The 15,269-nt window shown below is 37.5% G+C and carries 21 protein-coding genes; 2 read left to right on the forward strand and 19 right to left on the reverse strand.

Translation table 11 applies throughout. The features are described from left to right. Positions 1 to 101 precede the first annotated feature (101 nt). The 11 genes from atpE to RCJ96_RS20045 all read right to left on the reverse strand — a co-directional run bounded on the left by atpE (position 102) and on the right by RCJ96_RS20045 (position 6,956). A complete protein-coding gene (gene atpE / locus RCJ96_RS19995) occupies positions 102 to 320 on the reverse strand; it encodes a F0F1 ATP synthase subunit C (protein ID WP_000052064.1) in 219 nt (72 codons plus the stop codon). A 57-nt stretch (positions 321 to 377) separates the two neighbouring features. Further along, positions 378 to 1,097 (reverse strand): F0F1 ATP synthase subunit A, encoded by a 720-nt coding sequence (gene atpB / locus RCJ96_RS20000; protein ID WP_000399869.1) that lies wholly within the window; start codon positions 1,095 to 1,097, stop codon positions 378 to 380. Between the two features lie 7 nt (positions 1,098 to 1,104). Continuing rightward, positions 1,105 to 1,497 (reverse strand): ATP synthase subunit I, encoded by a 393-nt coding sequence (locus RCJ96_RS20005; RefSeq protein WP_000567600.1) that lies wholly within the window; start codon positions 1,495 to 1,497, stop codon positions 1,105 to 1,107. Then, positions 1,497 to 1,721, reverse strand: a complete 225-nt coding sequence (locus tag RCJ96_RS20010; protein ID WP_001171223.1) for an AtpZ/AtpI family protein — start codon at positions 1,719 to 1,721, stop codon at positions 1,497 to 1,499. The genes RCJ96_RS20005 and RCJ96_RS20010 overlap by 1 nt, the downstream gene beginning before the upstream one ends. A gap of 26 nt (positions 1,722 to 1,747) precedes the next feature. Beyond that, positions 1,748 to 1,861: a DUF4024 domain-containing protein gene (locus tag RCJ96_RS20015; RefSeq protein WP_000232961.1), complete on the reverse strand. Its 114-nt coding sequence runs from the start codon at positions 1,859 to 1,861 to the stop codon at positions 1,748 to 1,750. Between the two features lie 371 nt (positions 1,862 to 2,232). Further along, complete coding sequence (upp, locus tag RCJ96_RS20020; protein ID WP_000517539.1) at positions 2,233 to 2,862, reverse strand: uracil phosphoribosyltransferase; 630 nt, start codon at positions 2,860 to 2,862, stop codon at positions 2,233 to 2,235. 272 nt (positions 2,863 to 3,134) lie between these two features. Further along, a complete protein-coding gene (gene glyA, locus RCJ96_RS20025; RefSeq protein ID WP_283729444.1) occupies positions 3,135 to 4,376 on the reverse strand; it encodes a serine hydroxymethyltransferase in 1,242 nt (413 codons plus the stop codon). Between the two features lie 216 nt (positions 4,377 to 4,592). Next, positions 4,593 to 5,165 (reverse strand): TIGR01440 family protein, encoded by a 573-nt coding sequence (locus tag RCJ96_RS20030; RefSeq protein WP_000136362.1) that lies wholly within the window; start codon positions 5,163 to 5,165, stop codon positions 4,593 to 4,595. A gap of 66 nt (positions 5,166 to 5,231) precedes the next feature. Next, the gene (rpiB, locus tag RCJ96_RS20035; RefSeq protein ID WP_000869544.1) at positions 5,232 to 5,675 is read right to left on the reverse strand and encodes a ribose 5-phosphate isomerase B; all 444 of its coding nucleotides are present in this window, start codon (positions 5,673 to 5,675) and stop codon (positions 5,232 to 5,234) included. 96 nt (positions 5,676 to 5,771) lie between these two features. Further along, on the reverse strand, positions 5,772 to 6,212 hold the full coding sequence (locus RCJ96_RS20040) for a low molecular weight protein arginine phosphatase (protein ID WP_000832358.1): 441 nt from the start codon (positions 6,210 to 6,212) through the stop codon (positions 5,772 to 5,774). Positions 6,213 to 6,458: 246 nt separating this feature from the next. After that, on the reverse strand, positions 6,459 to 6,956 hold the full coding sequence (locus RCJ96_RS20045) for a PTS sugar transporter subunit IIA (protein WP_000473666.1): 498 nt from the start codon (positions 6,954 to 6,956) through the stop codon (positions 6,459 to 6,461). 387 nt (positions 6,957 to 7,343) lie between these two features. Between RCJ96_RS20045 and RCJ96_RS20050 the strand changes: the two genes are divergently transcribed. Further along, positions 7,344 to 7,730 (forward strand): DoxX family protein, encoded by a 387-nt coding sequence (locus tag RCJ96_RS20050; RefSeq protein WP_000968618.1) that lies wholly within the window; start codon positions 7,344 to 7,346, stop codon positions 7,728 to 7,730. Between the two features lie 159 nt (positions 7,731 to 7,889). Beyond that, positions 7,890 to 8,501, forward strand: coding sequence for a flavin reductase family protein (locus RCJ96_RS20055; protein WP_000949068.1), 612 nt, complete (start codon positions 7,890 to 7,892; stop codon positions 8,499 to 8,501). Positions 8,502 to 8,888: 387 nt separating this feature from the next. Here RCJ96_RS20055 and RCJ96_RS20060 read toward each other — a convergent pair whose 3' ends face one another. The 8 genes from RCJ96_RS20060 to prfA all read right to left on the reverse strand — a co-directional run bounded on the left by RCJ96_RS20060 (position 8,889) and on the right by prfA (position 15,021). Beyond that, positions 8,889 to 9,404 (reverse strand): DIP1984 family protein, encoded by a 516-nt coding sequence (locus RCJ96_RS20060; RefSeq protein WP_262724293.1) that lies wholly within the window; start codon positions 9,402 to 9,404, stop codon positions 8,889 to 8,891. A 10-nt stretch (positions 9,405 to 9,414) separates the two neighbouring features. After that, complete coding sequence (locus tag RCJ96_RS20065) at positions 9,415 to 9,690, reverse strand: DUF3935 domain-containing protein (RefSeq protein ID WP_000197477.1); 276 nt, start codon at positions 9,688 to 9,690, stop codon at positions 9,415 to 9,417. A gap of 150 nt (positions 9,691 to 9,840) precedes the next feature. After that, positions 9,841 to 10,389, reverse strand: a complete 549-nt coding sequence (locus RCJ96_RS20070) for a manganese efflux pump MntP (RefSeq protein ID WP_074608094.1) — start codon at positions 10,387 to 10,389, stop codon at positions 9,841 to 9,843. Between the two features lie 77 nt (positions 10,390 to 10,466). Continuing rightward, positions 10,467 to 11,507, reverse strand: a complete 1,041-nt coding sequence (locus RCJ96_RS20075) for an L-threonylcarbamoyladenylate synthase (protein WP_074608093.1) — start codon at positions 11,505 to 11,507, stop codon at positions 10,467 to 10,469. A 108-nt stretch (positions 11,508 to 11,615) separates the two neighbouring features. Beyond that, a complete protein-coding gene (locus tag RCJ96_RS20080) occupies positions 11,616 to 12,074 on the reverse strand; it encodes a mechanosensitive ion channel protein (RefSeq protein WP_000758435.1) in 459 nt (152 codons plus the stop codon). Between the two features lie 49 nt (positions 12,075 to 12,123). After that, complete coding sequence (gene spoIIR / locus RCJ96_RS20085) at positions 12,124 to 12,990, reverse strand: stage II sporulation protein R (RefSeq protein ID WP_002092582.1); 867 nt, start codon at positions 12,988 to 12,990, stop codon at positions 12,124 to 12,126. 112 nt (positions 12,991 to 13,102) lie between these two features. Next, the gene (prmC, locus tag RCJ96_RS20090; protein ID WP_242304424.1) at positions 13,103 to 13,954 is read right to left on the reverse strand and encodes a peptide chain release factor N(5)-glutamine methyltransferase; all 852 of its coding nucleotides are present in this window, start codon (positions 13,952 to 13,954) and stop codon (positions 13,103 to 13,105) included. After that, on the reverse strand, positions 13,954 to 15,021 hold the full coding sequence (prfA, locus tag RCJ96_RS20095) for a peptide chain release factor 1 (protein ID WP_000887065.1): 1,068 nt from the start codon (positions 15,019 to 15,021) through the stop codon (positions 13,954 to 13,956). The genes prmC and prfA overlap by 1 nt, the downstream gene beginning before the upstream one ends. Positions 15,022 to 15,269: the final 248 nt, after the last annotated feature.

The raw sequence follows: 15,269 nt of genomic DNA on the forward strand, positions 1-15,269 counted from the left end.
AATTGACTATATGAAAAAAAAGACATATATTTTGTTCATAAAGCAATGGCGAAGAAAGTTCGGAAAAACACTCTTCGCCATCTATGTAAGGGGAGTCTCCCTTATTTGTTCATTACGATGAATGCAATAACTACACCGATAATTGGAAGTGCCTCAACTAATGCAACCCCGATGAACATAATTGTTTGAAGTGCGCCTTTTAATTCTGGTTGACGAGCAACACCTTCGATTGTACGTGATACGATAAGACCGTTACCAATACCTGCACCTAATGCTGATAAACCAATTGCAATTGCAGCTGCGATTACACCTAAACTCATTTAATTTGTCCTCCTTTGTATTATAAAAAAATAAATTTTTTCTTACTTAAAATTATATTAATGGTCATGGCTTACTTTATGAGCCATATAAACCATCGTTAACATTACGAAAATAAATGCTTGGATTGAACCAACGAATACACTGAATCCCATCCATGCTAACATCGGTACAAGCGCACCTAATGCACCAAGGAATGATGCTCCTCCTAATTTAGCAAGTAATCCTAATAGAATCTCACCTGCATAAATGTTACCGAATAAACGAAGACCTAACGTTAATGTGTTAGCAAATTCCTCAATAACCTTTAATGGGAATAAAAATTTCATAGGTTGGAAATAACCTTTAATGTATTCTTTCGTACCCTTCATCTTAATTCCATAGTAATGGGTGAGGGTAACTACCATCACGGCTAATGTTAATGTAACTGCTGGATCAGACGTTGGTGATCTCCACCATGCAATATGTTCACCAGCCTCAGTTGCTGAGTACATGAATGGTAAACCGAGCATATTTGATACGAAGATAAACATAATAAGCGTAACGCCCAGCGTTAAAAAGCGCCCACCTGTTTTCCAATCCATTGTGCTATTAATAATTCCTCTCACGAAGTCCAGAACCCACTCAAAGAAATTTTGCATTCCTGTTGGGCGAAGAGCTAAGCTTCGAGTTCCAATAACAGCGATTAAGAAAACAATAACTGCTGCTACAGTAACCATCATAACTGATGACAAATCGAACGTTAAACCTAGAAATTCAACTAATTTACCGTGTTCCACTAGTAATTCACCTCTCTTCCCTGCTCTTATACTCTAAATAAAGAAAATCTATGATCATGACAAGGTATCCTGTCAGCAATCCTACACCTAAGCCCCACATCGCAATTAACTCTTGATATTTGGCTGCAAATAAAATCAATAATCCAATCGTAGCGAATCTTGAATATGTACTTACTGCTGTCGCCTTAAACTTTACGTTTTCTCCATTTGTTACGCGATCCAACAGCTTGTCTGTTCTACGTGCAATGATGCGCAAACTAAGAAAACTGAAAATCGTTCCGATAATCAGTCCAAGAAATACATCCTTGTAAGAGGTGAATCCCCATCCTAGCACTAGAAGCGCAAGCAAGTAGTACATATATTTCTTTTGTCTTTGGACAAGTCCATGTACGTCTATCATCATTGCTCTCCCGAATAGTAATGTCGAATGAGTCGAATCATTGCGTATACCCCTGTTCCTAATCCGAGTAATAACCCTATAATAAGAAACAATGGAAACGTTCCAACCTTATTATCAATCCACTGCCCACCAAAGATCCCAACAAGAATAGAACCGACTAACTGAGCAAGAATACCTGACATTAAAGCATAAGCTTTTATATGGCTGCGATCGTTTTTTTGCAAGGATTCATCCCTCCAATATGTAACCCTCATTCACGATGTGTTAATAATAACTCATTTTTTTGCATAAATCCTATACAAAATAAAAAGTTTACATTTTCGTCACGGAATAGATGTATTTTTGTCACTGAAAGCCCTACCATCTATCCCCGTTGTTAGCATACAATAGGGTATTAACAGTGTCAACGAGAAATCGTAAAAAATCAAAAAATTTGAGTATTAGTCATTTCCTCCCAAAAATGAAAACGTTCCCCTTCTAAATACTGGTTAGAGATATGCAATTTCTAACAGTTTTCCTTTTATAATAGAAGGAAATGTTCACAAGTTTGTCACCATTATATTTTTACGATATAACGCTTTCCTTCCATAATATAGTGCTCTTTAGACGTAAGACTTCTATATTATATGTGAGGTGTATGCAACTTATGTTGTATATACTATGTATATTTATCCCCCTCCCCTACCTCATCAAGGTACAAAAAAACGAGAGGGGAATCCCCTCTCGTCAGTTGTCTTACTTCGTTCCGAATAAACGGTCACCAGCATCACCAAGACCTGGTACTACATATCCGTGGTCATTTAATTTCTCATCTAATGCTGCTACATAAATATCAACATCAGGATGTTCTTCTTGTACTACTTTTACTCCTTCTGGAGCTGCAACGATACACATTAATTTAATTTGTTTTGCACCGCGCTTTTTCAGAGAGTTAATTGCTTCAGCTGCAGAACCACCTGTTGCTAGCATCGGATCTAGTACGATAAAGTCACGCTCTTCTACATCCGTTGGAAGTTTCACATAGTATTCTACCGGTTGCAATGTTTTAGGGTCGCGGTATAAACCAACGTGTCCTACTTTTGCTGCTGGAATTAATTTCAGAATTCCATCAACCATTCCTAAACCTGCACGTAAAATCGGAATTAAACCAAGTTTTTTACCAGCGATCACTTTTGTTGTCGCTTTGCTTACAGGTGTCTCAATTTCAATGTCTTTAAGTGGAAGGTCACGAGTAATTTCAAAAGCCATTAAGCTTGCTACTTCGTCCACTAATTCACGAAAATCTTTCGTACCTGTATTCTTGTCGCGAATATATGTAATCTTATGTTGAATTAACGGGTGATCAAATACATACAGTTTTCCCATGTGAATCTCTCCTTTAGATGATATTCATGCGTTTGCACGCTTTTTTACACTATTTACGATTGTAAAGAAAACGCTACTAATATTCAAGGGCAAATTTGGCAAAATCATGATTTTCCGATGAATCTATCTAGTATCTTTACCAATTATGGGAGCTGTATCCTTCATTATATCGCCAAAATTTATTCATCATTTGTATACATACTTAAAGAACAATATATGTCCACAAAAAAGACTGCCAAAACAATTACGTTTCAGCAGTCTTCTTCAATCTATTATAGATCTGTGTACATTGGGAATTTGCTCGTTAACGCTTCTACACGCTTACGTGCTTCTTCTAATGCAGCTTCATTTTCATGATTTTTTAATGTGTAAGCAATAAGTGAAGCAATTTCATCCATGTCTTCTAAACCGAAACCACGAGATGTTACAGCTGCTGTACCGATACGTACACCACTTGTTACAAATGGGCTTGCTGTTTCAAATGGAATTGTATTTTTGTTCACTGTAATACCAACTTCATCTAATACATGCTCTGCTACTTTACCTGTGATTTCTAAGTTACGAACATCAATTAAGATTAAGTGATTGTCTGTTCCACCAGAAACAAGTGTAAGTCCTTCTTTTTGAAGACCTTCAGCTAAGCGGTTCGCATTGTTAATGATATTTTGTGCATATGTTTTGAAATCATCTTGAAGTGCCTCACCAAACGCAACAGCTTTTGCAGCGATTACGTGCATCAGTGGACCACCTTGAATACCAGGGAAGATTGATTTATCAATTTGTTTTGCAAATTGCTCTTCACATAAAATCATACCACCACGTGGACCACGTAATGTTTTATGTGTTGTTGTTGTAACGAAATGTGCATGTGGCACTGGATTTGGATGTAAACCAGCCGCTACTAAACCTGCGATATGTGCCATATCAACCATTAAATATGCGCCCACTTCATCTGCAATCTCACGGAATCGTTTGAAATCGATAACACGAGGGTACGCACTTGCACCTGCAACGATTAATTTTGGTTTATGTTCTTTCGCTTTTGCTAATACATCATCGTAATTAATACGGTGAGATTCAGCATCCACGCCATATTCTACGAAATTATATTGTACTCCACTGAAGTTAACAGGGCTTCCGTGTGTTAAGTGACCACCATGAGATAAATTCATACCAAGTACTGTATCGCCTTGCTCTAAAATCGTGAAGTATACTGCCATGTTCGCTTGTGCACCAGAATGCGGTTGAACATTTACGTGCTCTGCGCCGAAAATTTCTTTTACGCGATTACGTGCGATATCTTCTACTACGTCTACATGTTCACAACCACCATAGTAACGTTTCCCAGGATATCCTTCAGCATACTTATTCGTTAAAACAGAACCTTGCGCCTCCATTACTGCTTCACTTACGAAGTTTTCCGAAGCAATTAACTCAATCTTCGAACGCTGTCTTCCTAGTTCTGCCTCAATTGCAGCAAATACCTTTTCATCTTGACGTTTTAAATGATCCACCAAAATCCCCCTTTTCTGAACGAATTACATCGATTCCCAACAGTTTTTTCTTATTTATTCAGAAAAAACGAAAATTCAGGTTGTAATTCTTTCGAACCTTCATGTTTTCAACTACATTCTAACATGACTTTCTATATCATAAAAGAAAAAAAAGACCGAAAATCGGTCTTTTCTTTCTTCTATAATAAAGTCAGACAACATACCTTATTCATAACTTTAACGGCAAGTGATAGTCTCTTCCTTCGCCGCATAAACAGCACGTGCTCCACCAATTAGCTTTCCACGTGTTGTTGCCATCGTTACATGTGCACTTCCAATTTCCTTCACACTAGTACGAACCGGAACAGCTACGTGCTTTAAATGCATACCGATAAATGTATCACCAATATCCATTCCCGCATCTGCTTTAATAAACTCAATTACTACCGGATCTTTCAAATTGTGATAAGCATATGTTGCTAATGCGCCACCTGCTGATCTAACAGGCGTAACTGTTACAATTTCAAATTGATATTTCATCGCCAACTCTTTCTCAACTACTAAAGCACGGTTTAAATGCTCACAACATTGAAACGCCAACTCAATACCTGTTTGTTCTTGAAATTGTTTTAACTCAGAAAAAATCGCCTCTGCTACTTCCATCGTTCCTGATGTCCCAATTCTTTCTCCTAGCACCTCGCTCGTACTACACCCCACTACAAAAATTTGACCACTTTGTAATGAAGCTTGTTCTTGGAAATCAGAAAGCGAAATTTGTAGCTGTTCTCTTACCTTTACGATTTCTGTCATTACGCCTCTTCCTTTCACAGGTTGGTTCACCAAATTATATTTCCTACTGCTTCTAGTTAGAATCTATTACTTTGCTTCGTATGTTTTAATTTTTCCTACGCGGTTTTCGTGACGGCCGCCTTCAAATTCAGTTGTTAACCAAATTTTTGCGATGTCGCGTGCTAGGCCAGCACCAATTACACGCTCGCCCATTGCTAACATGTTTGTATCGTTATGCTCTCTCGTTGCTCTCGCACTGAAAGTATCATGAACTAACGCACAACGAATACCATTTACTTTGTTTGCAGCAATTGACATACCGATGCCTGTCCCACAAACTAAAATACCACGGTCTACTTCGCCATTTGCTACCATTTCCGCTGCTGGAAACGCAAAATCAGGGTAATCAACAGAACCAGCTTCACATTCACAACCTAAATCAATATATTCAATATTTAACTCTTCTAATAAACTTACAAGTTCTTTACGGATATTCATACCGCCATGATCAGATGCTATTACTACTTTCATTTTTACCCCTCCAAAGTTTCAATCCATTATCTTCATTTCTCACTCGCTCCTGTAATGGAACGAAGTGATCTCCAATATCGTATTATACACGAAACATCAACCTTCTGAATGTTTTTTCAGTAAAGTTTGTACAAGTTTTTCCATCTCTTCTAACGTTTCTTTATAAATAGAAAGCGATCCGCCAAATGGGTCTGAAATATCCTTACTTATCCCCTCAGTTACTCCATATAACGTATCTACTTTCTTTTCAACACTCGGATAATGCCCAAGTACAATTTGTCTATGGTTTTCCGTCATTGTTACTATAATATCTGCCCAATCAATCAAAGTTTCGTTTATCTGCTGTGCGGTATGATCGATTGCAATTCCCTTTTCAGCTAAAGCTTCCTTTGCATGTACCGATGCATCACTTCCAGGATAGGCAAAAACACCAGCAGATTGCACTTCAAACTTACCTTCCCCATGATGACGAAGTAACGCCTCGGCCATCGGGCTACGGCATGTATTTCCAGTGCAAACAAATAATACTCGTTTCATCTAAACCCACCCCTTTTCTCTATTTCCTACCTTTTATCATAGCGTACATTACAATAGAAAAAAAGAAATGTGAATATACGAAAGGCGCATTTCTCTTATATTTTTTCTAAGAAAAATGCGCCTTATCCACATATATGTGAAACCCTATTTCCAAGTGCCCAAAGTATTTTACCATACATAAAGAACAGACTACAAAACAAAATAAGGAATCCATTTCATACGAAACGGACTCCCTTCATGTAATAATTATTTCATTGTAACTTTCATTACTTCTGTTGAACCTTTTGTAGCAGTTACACCTACAGTTGTCTTAATAGACTCAGCTGCATCTGTGTTTGTAATAACGATTGGAGTAATTGTGCTTTTCGCTTTTTCACGAATTAATTCTAAATCGAATGAGATTAATTTATCTCCAGCTTTTACAGCTTGTCCTTCAGAAACGTGAGCTTCGAAACCTTCACCTTCCATTTTTACAGTTTCTAATCCAACGTGGATTAAAATTTCTGTACCGTTTTTCGCTTTAATTCCAATCGCATGCTTCGTGTGGAATAATTGTACGATTTCACCATCAACTGGAGATACAACTACACCTTCAGTAGGATCGATTGCGACACCGTCACCCATCATACGACCAGCGAATACTGGATCTGGTACTTCTTCAATATTTTTCACTGCTCCAGTTAATGGAGCTACAATTGTTTCTTCATTTGTTTTTGAACCAAGACCGAATAATTTTTTAAACATAGGATAGTCCTCCTTATAATTTACCTAAAAGTTTATAGGGCAATCTCTATTAAAGATCAGAATAAACGTAAGACTTCATACTTCGAATATTATACTGTAAAAACGCTTTCGAAATAAATTACGTCATTGCTACTAGACTCTTATTGTAGCGTCTCACAAAATTCCAGTCAATTCTGATTGTCTGAATAACAATAAGAAGTTAACTTCTACTTATATTTTCTCTTTTTTTACTCAACTTGTCTAGAGGTCTTTACTACATTTTATTTTTTGTCGCTAATTTGTAAAATTAATTTCAAACTTTTTCCGAAATCCACTTGACTAAAGTAAGTAACTATTTTATTATTACTTACGTAAGGTAAGTTAATAACTTTTAGGAGGTTTTCAAAAATGATGGATTTCGGTCTTCTTATTATTCGTCTTATTATAGGTATTACATTCATGGGTCATGGTGCTCAAAAATTATTTGGTTGGTTCGGCGGTTATGGTTTAAAAGGAACAGGCGGCTGGATGGAATCAATCGGTTTACGCCCTGGTGTATTCATGGCATTTATGGCTGGTGCAACTGAATTATTAGGTGGTTTCTTATTCGCATCAGGTATTTTCACTGCAATTGGTTCATTATTTATCGTTGGAACAATGTTAATGGCAATCTTCACTGTTCATGGGAAAAATGGTTACTGGGTAACCCAAAACGGATATGAATACAACTTAATGTTAATCGCTGTTGCGATCGGTGTAGCTTTAATCGGGCCTGGCGCATACGTTTTACTATAATTTTTACCTTGAATTCGAGATTGTTTAGATGGAACTTACTTCATTATTATTGAAGTAAGTTCTTTTTATGTAATAAAAATATTATTTTCAGCAGGAGTTTTCCACTAACATCTTGTAAACAAACAATAAGTCGTCATATTTAGAAAGGGGATTTCAAGCATGTTATCCATTAATCCAAATGAACAAACAGAAAAAGAGAATTACAAATTACTTACAGGAAGTATTATTCCACGCCCTGTCGCATTCGTTACTTCTGTAACAAAAGACGGCGTATTAAATGGAGCACCATATAGTTATTTCAATATTGTTGCTGCTAATCCGCCACTTATCTCAGTTTCTGTACAACGAAAAGCTGGAGAAAGAAAAGACACTTCTCGAAACGCAATTGAAAAAGGGGAATTTGTCGTACATATCTCTGATGAATCATATGTAGCGGCAATTAACGAAACAGCAGCAAATCTCCCGCCAAATGAAAGTGAAATTGAACTAGCAAAATTAACACCAATTGAAAGTGATGTCATCTCCGTTCCAGGTGTAAAAGAAGCAAACATCCGAATGGAGTGCGTACTAGAACGCGCAATCCCCCTTGGCGGAACAGAAGACTCACCAGCTTGCGATCTACTAATTGGACGCGTCGTTCGTTTCCACGTCGCAGAACACCTATACGAAAATGGGCGCATTCATGCAGAAGGACTAAAACCAGTAAGCCGCCTAGCAGGACACAACTACGCAAAACTAGGAGAACAATTTGAATTAGTGAGGCCAATCTAAAAGCGGACGCGGCTCGTTCAGAATCGCAGGGCATTGGAGCTCTCGACCTTGAAGCGCTTTTTGCTTCATGCGAGAGAGCGAAATGACCGGAGATTCTAGCCGCTGGAGCTGGATAACAACTAAAAGCGAAAACAGCTCGTTCAGAATAGAAGTAACAATAATATAAAAGGGTGTACCAAATTAATTTGGTACACCCTTTTCATAGAAGAAGAAAAATAATTTTTCAGTATTGGTCATCGACCGCTTTTACCATTATTGGTCATCGGTAAAAAGTAACAGTGTGATCGGTTATTGGATGATTGGTTGTCCCTTGTCCATCACAAAATCTCATTTTTACAAAAGTGGCCTTCTTCTATGCCTTGAAGCGGAGTCTCACCACTTCAAGGTTTAAAAGTATTTTTCACCATCAAAGTCTAATTCGATCGCGTAGTTTTTCGCATTAATTAAGTTGGACAATCTATTAGCTTGTCTCTCTAACTCTAAACCTTTTACGCGATATACTTCAGGATCAAACATGGCTACTTTTACAAGCGATGATGTTTCACCGTAAGAATATACATGTTCTTCTTTCTTACTCACTCCAAACTCTTTACACTTCCGAGCTTTTGCACGTAGTTGCGTTGCAAGTTCTATCGCTTCAACAATCGTTATATTTTCTCCGTTGAAATTCACTTCATTTCGGATATTTGCTTCATACATTAATTTATCTAAAAGACGAAAATCAGCGCGAACATCATCTAATTCCTGTTCAACCTGTACCAATGTACGCGTCTGTTTTGGAAGTGTATCACCTTTTTCAATTTCAACAAATCCAATTTGATTCATCTCTTCTTCTAATTCATGTATTCTTTTCGATAAAACACTTTTCAATTTTACAGCTTCTGCTAAAGAAATGTTAGACATAGTATCCCCCTTATATCTCTTCCTTCTGCTCCTCCAAAGTAGGCACTTTCTCTTTTTTTGGTTTCCCAAGCTTAATGACTAAGAAATATAGGGAAAGCAATGTAATGAGAAAAACAATTAAAAATGGGTATGGAGAATAAAAGGCACGCGCCGCCTCCGTTTTTCCCGCAACAAACTTCAATGACTCAATATCTAAAAACTCAGCAAACATTTGTACACCGAGCATACTAAACCAAAAAACAAAAAAACTAATAATAATACCGAAAACTTGCTTCAATCTCGTCATCCATCTCATCCTTTCTATATGTGAAATTTTTTAGCGTAATCAGTATAGTACAAACAAAACTATGCACAGAAAGGAACTATCTTACCATTCGCAAATTAATTTAATCCAACCTAAAATTGAAATTTGTAAAATAACGCCCTCCCCCTAAAATTATATAGGAAAAAGGAGATATAATCCAAATCCAACCAAAATGATACCACCTACTATCTCACCATATGTACCGAGCATACCTTTCGCATGCCTACCAATGAATAAACCAGTCCACGCTAATAACATACTAATAAATCCAAAGAGTAATATCGTAATAATTGTCTGTGCTCCGTAAATACCAAGACTAAGCCCTACTGAAAAACTATCTATACTAACACCAAATGCAAATACGAATAAACTAATTCCAATAGGGGCTGTTCTAGTCTCTTCATTCTCTAAAATAGAGGAATACACAATATAAAATCCTAGTCCTATTAATAAAATAGCACCTGCAAAATGTGCAATATCTCCATACTGCTCTGATAAAAAACGACCTAATACCATCCCAATAAATGGCATAATAATATGAAATATCCCTATCGTCACACCGATATACAGGATCTGTCTTATCTTTAAGGCCATCATTCCCATACCAAGACTCACCGAAAATGCATCCATCCCTAAGGCGAATGCCATAATTATTAAAGGTATTAGCTGTTCAAACGTCATTCATGTCCCTCCTCGGACGTGCTACTTCACAATATGCTTATCCGAGGAGAAATATTCTGTTTGCTAATCGTACCTTATCATTCAGTAATAATATGATGTCCTGCCGCTTTTGTTAAGCGATTCATAATCGCGTTTCCTATTCCTTCATTCGGGAACGATTCACTAAAAATAACATCCACTTCACTTGCATCAAACGTTCTAAGTACATCATATAATTTAGTCGCAACGCTAGCTAAATCACTTCGAACACCACATGATAATACAACATCCGCATTATATATATGGTGATACTCTTCTGTCGTTAATACACCTACTTTGAATCCTTCTTCCTTCTTCTCATCCACAAGGCGCTGGATAAACTCACGTGATCCTTCAACGATACTGAGCGGCGCTTTCGGTGCATAATGTGTATACTTCATTCCAGGTGATTTCGGTTTTTCTTTCTCATCCTTTAAAGCTGGATCTAACGAAACCGTACCAATCACTGCTTCCAATTGTTCTTTCGTAATCCCACCCGGGCGTAAAATCGTTGGAACAGCACTTGTACAATCAATTACAGTTGATTCAACACCTACTCCTGTTGCACCACCATCTACAATACCTGCGATCTTCTCATTTAAATCTTCATATACATGAGACGCTAACGTCGGACTTGGACGACCAGAACGATTCGCACTCGGTGCTGCAACAGGTACATTTGCCTCTTCAATAAGAGCAAGCGCTACTGGATGATCAGGCATCCTCACTCCAACTGTATGAAGTCCTGCCGTCACCTTCTCTGAAATTCCTTCTTTTCTAGGTAAAATAATTGTTAACGGACCTGGCCAAAAATGCTCCATCAACTTCTCTGCAACTGGCGGGATTTCCTTCACAATACCATCTAACTGCGTTTTTGTCCCGATGTGAACAATAAGTGGATTATCACTCGGTCTTCCCTTTGCTTCAAAAATTTTGGCAATCGCTTCATCATTCATCGCGTTTGCACCTAGTCCATATACCGTTTCTGTCGGGAAGGCAATCGCCTCATTTTCCCTTAATAATTTTGCTGCTTCTTGTAACTGTGGATAATATTTTTTTCTTTCCACAACATTATCCACAACCCACATATTTGTATGCATTTTTTCCCACGTCCTTTTCTACCCTGAAATACTTGTCTATTTTTAGTTTACTATGAGATTTATCCAAAAGACAAACAAGGTTTATCCACAAAATGTGGATAAACCTAATTAATCCGTGGATAACTTTGTGAATAGCTGACAATTTAGTATTATTGCATTTGGCTCTTTTATATTTTTACAAAAGTGTTCTAACTGTCGAATTCCCTCTGGTACGTTCTCTTTCTCTATCGTAACAAAGTCAAAAAACTGAAAGATCGTTATAGATTGTGGATGATTTGTTAGTAAGTACAATTGTCGAATATTTTTTTCTTTCATATACTGCAAAAACATTTCAAAAAAATATAAGAAAGTCTGTTTATCCACATTAGGTGTGAATAAACAAGAACGAATAAGTGCGTTTTCTTCACTTTGTTCATATCCAATGACTGCCCGTATTTCTTCCGCCTCTTCCAAAATCATAAACTGTGCGTACAACTCATTTATTTTATCATCTTTTTTATTAGCTTGTCCGAAAAAAGAATGCAATCTTTCCACATCTGCTTTCGTCGCAAAATATACCTTCTTCATAATAAATCCCTCCTCTTTTTTATATATGAGAAGGGATTTACGAATAGTACTATTTAGAGAATAAAGATGTAAAAGCTTCTACAATAAATAACTTAACTTCCGGCTTTTCTTCTTCCTCTTCTACTTTTACATACTCATTTCGCTTTTCTTGTTTTTGTTCCACAGGTTTCTCCACTTTTTCCACAGTTTTTGTTTCCTCTTTACTTGCAGGTTGTTCTTCTACTTTCGTTTCATTTTTTACTACTTTTTTTTCAGAAGCTGTTACTTTTTTTGCGACTTCCTGCTTTACAACTTTCTTTTCTTTCACCTCATCCTCTTTTTTCTCTTCTGCATTTACTACTTCTTCATCATCTATTTGTTTTACTTGCTCCTCTTCTGGAGATTCAGCCTTCACAACATGTTCTTCTTTCCTTACAGCTGTACCACTTGAAAAATCTAAGAAACACATCGGTGGAAATAATACACACCACCAGTTTGCCCCTTCACCTTCCCCAATTGTAATTAAAACTGCTTCATATTCCCCTGCCGGATAAATAAAATTTCCATATACCTTTGTAGGAAACTTTACATTTTTACTGAATTTCACTTGGAATGAATCTTTGCTTCCTTCTTTTTTCAACGTATTTGCCACTGTTTTTTCGATTTCTGGAATATGACTTTGAATGACTTTGCGCGCTTCTTCAAATGAAGTTAAATCAGCTACCCATCCATCAATTTGTGCTTTTACTTCATCACGCACTTTGCGCTTTAACGCCTGATCTTTATCTGAATCACTATTTGCTAAAATCCGTAATCGAACGGCCTCTTTCGGAATAACTGAAGGTCCTTTCGCATCAGCTTTCATATATCCAAACTGCACAAGTAACTGTGCACCAATTAATAATAAAAGAAGATAAGCAATAACTTGTTTTTTCATTTCCTCCACCGTCCCTTCTACAAACAGTGTGGACAGACTTTCATCTTTCTAAACTATTAAATTCAAAATCTATATGAATTTTTCCATAAAAAAATAGAGTAAGGTGTAATCCTTACTCCATCTCCGCAAATACCATACGATCTTTTCCATTAATATCAAAAACAACCTCAACATGAGCATGTGGAAAAGCTTGTTGTAACAGCCCCTTCACGTCCTCACCTTGTCCTACTCCAATTTCAAATGCTACAATTGCTTTCTTCTGCAACACATTCGGCAACTCTTCCATAAAGCGGCGATAGAAATCTAATCCGTCTTCACCACCAACAAGCGCTCTCTTTGGCTCATGCTCTTTCACCACAGGAGAAAGACCACGCCAATCTTCTTCCGGTATATATGGAGGATTTGAAACAACAACATCTAACTTTTGACCCGTTTCATAAAATGGTGATAATAAATCACCATGATAGAACGTTACGTCTGCGCCCAAAGTTTTCGCATTTTCTTTTGCAACTTCAATTGACTCCTGTGCAATATCTACCGTATATACATGAAGATTTTTATTTTCTAAAGCAAGCGTAATCGAAATCGCCCCGCTACCCGTACCGATATCCGCTACATGTAGTTTCTCACCACCAAAATGGTGCTCGATTCTTTCTAACACTCCCACTATAAGCTCTTCTGTTTCCGGTCTTGGTATTAATACTTCTTCATTCACAAAGAACGATCTTCCATAAAACATTTCATGACCAATCATATATTGAATCGGAATACCTTCTACATGCTTGTGGATAAACTCTGCAAAACTTGTTTCTTGTTCCGCAGTTATTTCTTCACGCATGTTCATCAATAATCCTGTTCTATTCGTCTTTAATACATGACAAAGGACAATTTCTCCCGCATTTTCATCTCGCCCATTCTCCTGTAAAAAAGAAGAAGCCCATTTCAGGGCTTCATAGACACGCATTACTCAGCTGCCTCCATCCTTTGAGCCTGATCTTCCATCACTAAGGCATTGATGAAATCATCTAACTTACCTTGTAAGATTTGATCTAGCTTTTGAATCGTTAAACCGATTCGATGGTCTGTAACACGGTTTTGCGGGAAGTTATACGTACGAATACGCTCTGAACGATCACCCGTACCAACAGCTTGTTTACGGTTTTGATCATACTCAGCTTGTGCTTCTTGTCTAAACTTATCATAAACACGTGCGCGTAATACTTTCATCGCTTTTTCTTTATTCTTAATTTGTGATTTCTCATCCTGACACGATACAACTACACCAGTCGGTAAATGCGTTAAACGTACCGCTGACATCGTTGTATTAACGCTCTGTCCACCAGGTCCACTAGAAGCGAATGTATCAACACGAACATCTTTCTCATGAATATCAATTTCTACTTCTTCTGCCTCTGGTAATACAGCTACAGTTGCTGTAGATGTATGGATACGTCCACCAGATTCCGTTTCAGGAACACGTTGTACACGATGAGCGCCATTCTCGAATTTCAGCTTCGCGAAAGCACCTTTACCATTAATCATAAAGATAATCTCTTTATATCCACCTAACTCTGTATAGCTAGCCTCGATAATCTCCGTTTTCCAACCTTGTACCTCAGCGTAACGGCTATACATACGATATAAGTCACCAGCAAATAAAGCGGCCTCGTCGCCACCAGCAGCTCCACGAACCTCAACGATAACGTTCTTATCATCGTTAGGGTCTTTTGGTACAAGTAAAATTTTCAGACGCTCTGATAATGTTTTTTCTTGTGATTCTAACTCAGAAACCTCTTCTTTTACCATTTCACGCATTTCTGCGTCTAACTTATCTTCTAACATTGCTTTCGCATCTTTTAATTGCTCACGAACATCCTTATACTCACGATACACCTCTACCGTTTCCTGTATATCAGACTGTTCCTTTGAATATTCACGAAGCTTATTTGAATCACTAATAATTGCTGGGTCGCTTAGCAATTCATTTAACTTCTCATAACGATTTTCTACAGCTTGCAAACGATCTAACACATCATTCACCTCTACATCCTAGTATCTAATACAAATAGTATATGGTACTTACTCAAAAAAACGCAAATTATATTTAAAAGTGGCGGTGGCTCGTTCAGCTCTGACCAGCTAAGATTCTTTCGACCTAAAGGTGCTTTTACCTTTCGGGCGGAAGGTTCTTAGATGCGAAGAGCTAGCCACCAGAACTAGATATATTTAAAAGCGTAAGCGGCTTGCTCAGAATCGCAGGCCATTGGAACTCTCGACCT

The sequence above is a fragment of the Bacillus sp. BSL6 genome (assembly GCF_052928345.1).

Coding starts and splice junctions, on each gene's coding strand:
- atpE (WP_000052064.1), bottom strand. CDS start 320: ATGAGTTTAGGTGTAATCGCAGCTGCAATTGCAATTGGTTTATCAGCA.
- RCJ96_RS20005 (WP_000567600.1), bottom strand. CDS start 1,497: ATGATAGACGTACATGGACTTGTCCAAAGACAAAAGAAATATATGTAC.
- RCJ96_RS20015 (WP_000232961.1), bottom strand. CDS start 1,861: ATGGTAGGGCTTTCAGTGACAAAAATACATCTATTCCGTGACGAAAAT.
- upp (WP_000517539.1), bottom strand. CDS start 2,862: ATGGGAAAACTGTATGTATTTGATCACCCGTTAATTCAACATAAGATT.
- RCJ96_RS20030 (WP_000136362.1), bottom strand. CDS start 5,165: ATGACAGAAATCGTAAAGGTAAGAGAACAGCTACAAATTTCGCTTTCT.
- rpiB (WP_000869544.1), bottom strand. CDS start 5,675: ATGAAAGTAGTAATAGCATCTGATCATGGCGGTATGAATATCCGTAAA.
- RCJ96_RS20040 (WP_000832358.1), bottom strand. CDS start 6,212: ATGAAACGAGTATTATTTGTTTGCACTGGAAATACATGCCGTAGCCCG.
- RCJ96_RS20045 (WP_000473666.1), bottom strand. CDS start 6,956: ATGTTTAAAAAATTATTCGGTCTTGGTTCAAAAACAAATGAAGAAACA.
- RCJ96_RS20050 (WP_000968618.1), top strand. CDS start 7,344: ATGATGGATTTCGGTCTTCTTATTATTCGTCTTATTATAGGTATTACA.
- RCJ96_RS20055 (WP_000949068.1), top strand. CDS start 7,890: ATGTTATCCATTAATCCAAATGAACAAACAGAAAAAGAGAATTACAAA.
- RCJ96_RS20060 (WP_262724293.1), bottom strand. CDS start 9,404: ATGTCTAACATTTCTTTAGCAGAAGCTGTAAAATTGAAAAGTGTTTTA.
- RCJ96_RS20065 (WP_000197477.1), bottom strand. CDS start 9,690: ATGACGAGATTGAAGCAAGTTTTCGGTATTATTATTAGTTTTTTTGTT.
- RCJ96_RS20070 (WP_074608094.1), bottom strand. CDS start 10,389: ATGACGTTTGAACAGCTAATACCTTTAATAATTATGGCATTCGCCTTA.
- RCJ96_RS20075 (WP_074608093.1), bottom strand. CDS start 11,507: ATGCATACAAATATGTGGGTTGTGGATAATGTTGTGGAAAGAAAAAAA.
- RCJ96_RS20080 (WP_000758435.1), bottom strand. CDS start 12,074: ATGAAGAAGGTATATTTTGCGACGAAAGCAGATGTGGAAAGATTGCAT.
- spoIIR (WP_002092582.1), bottom strand. CDS start 12,990: ATGAAAAAACAAGTTATTGCTTATCTTCTTTTATTATTAATTGGTGCA.
- prmC (WP_242304424.1), bottom strand. CDS start 13,954: ATGCGTGTCTATGAAGCCCTGAAATGGGCTTCTTCTTTTTTACAGGAG.